This window comes from Steroidobacter sp., assembly GCF_016790065.1.
Lineage (GTDB): Bacteria > Pseudomonadota > Gammaproteobacteria > Steroidobacterales > Steroidobacteraceae > Steroidobacter.
Map to the genome: position 1 here is coordinate 1 of NZ_JAEUPY010000909.1, position 3,642 is coordinate 3,642.

At 61.4% G+C, this 3,642-nt stretch carries 3 protein-coding genes; 2 read left to right on the forward strand and 1 reads right to left on the reverse strand.

Features of this window, described 5'->3' with window-relative positions; translation table 11 throughout:
• Positions 1–2,435: TonB-dependent receptor (locus tag JNL55_RS36315; protein WP_293866677.1), on the reverse strand; the 2,435-nt coding region annotated here is incomplete at its 3' end.
• 193 nt (positions 2,436–2,628) lie between these two features.
• Between JNL55_RS36315 and JNL55_RS36320 the strand changes: the two genes are divergently transcribed.
• Together JNL55_RS36320 and JNL55_RS36325 are read left to right on the forward strand one after the other, a co-directional pair.
• On the forward strand, positions 2,629–3,180 hold the full coding sequence (locus tag JNL55_RS36320) for an RNA polymerase sigma factor (RefSeq protein ID WP_293866679.1): 552 nt from the start codon (positions 2,629–2,631) through the stop codon (positions 3,178–3,180).
• Positions 3,173–3,642, forward strand: a 470-nt coding sequence (locus JNL55_RS36325) for a FecR/PupR family sigma factor regulator (RefSeq protein WP_293866682.1), incomplete at its 3' end; no start/stop codon positions are given. The genes JNL55_RS36320 and JNL55_RS36325, both read left to right, overlap by 8 nt.

Below are 3,642 nucleotides of genomic sequence, written 5' to 3' on the forward strand. Positions count from 1 at the left end.
GAGCCACGCGTGAAACTGCCCTGCGCCGTGCCCTCCAGCACTGCCTGCGGATTAGTGACGCCCGCGACCAGATCGTTCTGTTGGATTCGGTAGTAATCCAACGAGACAGTCAGGCCCTCGATGGCATCGGGCGTGAAGATGGCACCGAAGTTGGTCGTGGTGCCGGTCTCAGGTTTGATGTCCGACGTGCCCACTACATAGACCGCCGCATCGATGGGCAGATTGGTCAATGGATCGGTGAGCACTGTTTCATACGGAAAGCGCAACGACGCAGCCGCCAACTCCAAGTACGGCGCCAGGAATGCCTTGGAATAAGACGTCCGCAATGTCAGCTGATCGTTCCACATCGCATATCGCAACGTGGCCATGGGAGTCGAGGTCGTGCCAAAGTCGCTGTAGTCCTCGTAACGTCCCGCTAGCGACAGTTCCAACGGGCTGCCGCTGCGCTCGTTCGCAGCCTTGAGCAACGGCACGCGCAACTCCGCGAACACTGAATGGATAGTGCGTTCCAGATCGTAAGTGGTGTAACCCGTCGAGCCGACGAAACCGGAGGACTTGAACAGCGGATCGGCGCCGACGACGACTTCCTCACGCCGATACTCACCGCCAACCGCGGCTTGCACCGGACCGGTGGGCAACTCGAACAGCGGACCGCTGGCGCGCAGATCCACCATATCCGAGATGAATTCGATATCGAAACTGCTGGTGCCGAGCATGCCGTCGAACTGCGCGGCGGTATTGCACTGATTGCAGAACGGATTGAAGGCGTTCGCACCGGCGCGATTCACGCCTTGTTGCAAGCCTGAGCGAATGAAAGTGTCTGCGAACTTATTGGTGTAGGCGCTGCGATACCACGACGCCGCGGACTCCAGGCGCCAGCTACCGATCTCACCTCGCACACCGCCACTGAGTCGGCGTGTCGAGGCGTCGGTATCTCCCAGTCGCCGCCCCAACTCCAGCGGCCGATAGCTCACATCGGACACGTCCTGGCCGAACGGGTTATAGGGATTGCTGGCCGGGATCGGCCCGATGGTGGGATCGGAGAACGAGATCGACTGCGGCGACGTCCAGTTGCGTTCCCGCATGGTCCAGTACAGGCCGGTCGCAAACAGCGTCGCTCGACCGTCGAACAAGTCCTGCTCGAAGTTGCCGACCAGCGTCAGTCGTTCGGGCGCGCTGGTGATGCTCGGGTCGACTATCGCATTGACATCGAACAGATCCGTGCTGCTGTCATAAGGACGATAGTCCGCACGGTTCAGAGAATACGAGCCCGGCGCGATCCGCGTGCCATCGGCGATCAGATCTGGGGAACCTGCGATGCCGCCGATCAAGGCCGGATTACCGATACCGCTGCGCGCGTCGGAGCCACCGAAACGACGCATGTCGCTCGATGATGTGATATCGCGCTGGCGCGCGCTGACTTCGTCGCGCGTCATATGATTGATGAGAAAGAAAAAGCGCGCAGTGTCGGATGCGACGCCACCATACAAATTGACGTCAGTCGTCTGTCCGCCACCCTGCGTGGTGTCACCGAACGTGGCACTGGCATGCAATCCGTCGGCCTTGGACTTCAAGATCACATTGACCACGCCAGCCACGGCGTCGGAGCCGTACACCGCAGACGCGCCTGACTTGAGAACTTCGACGCGTTCCACGGCATCGGCAGGAATCGCCAGAATGTTGGCCGGATCGTTCGCGGACAATCGTCGGCCATTCAACAACACCAGCGTGTACTGCGTGCCGAGGCCTCGCAGGTTCACGAAACCGCGCCCGCCGTTGCCTTGCTCGGCCGCCGCGCCACCGGTGATCGAAGGATTCTTGGCCAACACTTCGGCCAGCGTATTGGCGCCGGTCTTCTCGATCTGCTCGGCGGTAATCACTTCCACCGGTGCGCCGCGCTTCTCTGCGTCGACGAAGGAGACGATGTTGGAGCCGGTGACCACGACCTCTTCCAGGTCTGCGACCGATTGCGGCCCTGTGGTCGAACTCCCGTCGGCCTGCGCTAGGTGCAGCCTGCCGTCGGCATCTCGCGCCGACGCGTTCGACTGACCCGCCGCGATCACCACCACCGTTGCTTCGTCGAGGAAGCGGAATTGCAGCCCGGTGCCCTGCAGGAGGATCCGCAAGGCCTCGCCAGCCTGATAACTTCCTTGCACCCCCGCCGTGCGAATGGATTGAGTATCCGCAGCCGGTGTGGTGATTTGAATGCCCGATTGTTCGGCGAACCTCAGCAAAGCAGTGGCGATGGACTGGGCGGGAATATCGAAGGGAACGGTGTGCACCTCGCTGGCGGCTGCGACGCTGACGCCGACGCACGGCGTGCCAGCCAGCAACAACGCTGCAATCGTCAGTCCCCGGGAGAGCTGCAAAGTACGGCTCACAGCGCTACGCACCGCATCGGCCCGACTTACGTCACTCGTCGTCATCGCTTTCATCATGCCACCTCTGCCAGTTGTTTCGTTGGCCGGCGCGAGCCTGGCCTTGTATTTACTCTGGACGCTTGGGCCGACCATTTTTGCGATGGCCGGCCCGACTTTCTGACTCGCGGCGATGGGACCGCAAAAATCGTCGTCTCGAACGTCTATAGTTACAGTGACGGTGCAACAGCTCGACCCGTAGTCGGCCTTCATGACAGAACCTCAATCCAGCGAGCAGCAAGGTGTTGGCGGCGATGCGCGCCAGCAACTGGTGGCGCGCTTGTTCCAGGAGCACAACGACGCGTTGCTGCGCTTCCTGGCTTTGCGCCTGCACTCGCACCAGGAAGCGAAGGAAGTCGCGCAGGAAGCCTATGTAAAGCTGTTGAATCTGGATCAGCCGGAAGCCATCAGCTACCAGCGAGCCTTCCTGTTCAAGATCGCCGCCAACCTGGCCATCGATCGCCGGCGCGGCGGTGACCGGCGTGAGCGAGCTCGCGAAACGGGTTTGTTCACCGAGTTGAACGAGGTACCGACTCCGGAACACGAAGCCACGGTCGCCCAGGAAGTGGCGCATCTGGAAAAGCTGATTGCACAGTTGCCGGCGAAATGCCGGCAGGCCTTCCTGCTCTACAAGATCCAGGGATTAGACTTTGTCGAAGTCGCACAACGCATGAATCTGTCCGAACGCATGGTGCGGGACTATGTGACGCGCGCCCTGGTGTATTGCCGGGTCGGGCTGGACCAGGAGTTTCCCCATGGATGAGCCCACCCGCACTGTCGACGAAAACGATCCGGTGCTGCGCGAGGCTGCACAATGGGCGGTGGAGCTGGATTCGCCCGACATTTCGTTGGAGCGCATGGCGCAATGGCAACTCTGGCTCAGCCAGGATCCGCGCCATGCTCGGGAATTCGAACGCATCGAACAGTTGCTGAGCCGAGCCGGGCAGATTCGCACGGTGCCGTGGCCGACCCAGGCGGAACTCGCGACCGACGATGACACAACGCTATCGGCCAGTTCGAACGCCAATGTCAGTGCCAATGCAGCGGTTGTCATTGCAACGCGCGCGAACAACCGCAAGCTGCAATGGGGGTTCGCACTGGCTGCGAGCGTGGCGCTCGTGGTCGGCGCGTTGGTTTTCTCCGGCCATCCTCGCTCAATCAATCTGCCGGGCCTGCTGTCCTACACGCGAGTCGACACCCAGGCGGGCGGCACTCAGAAGGTTGT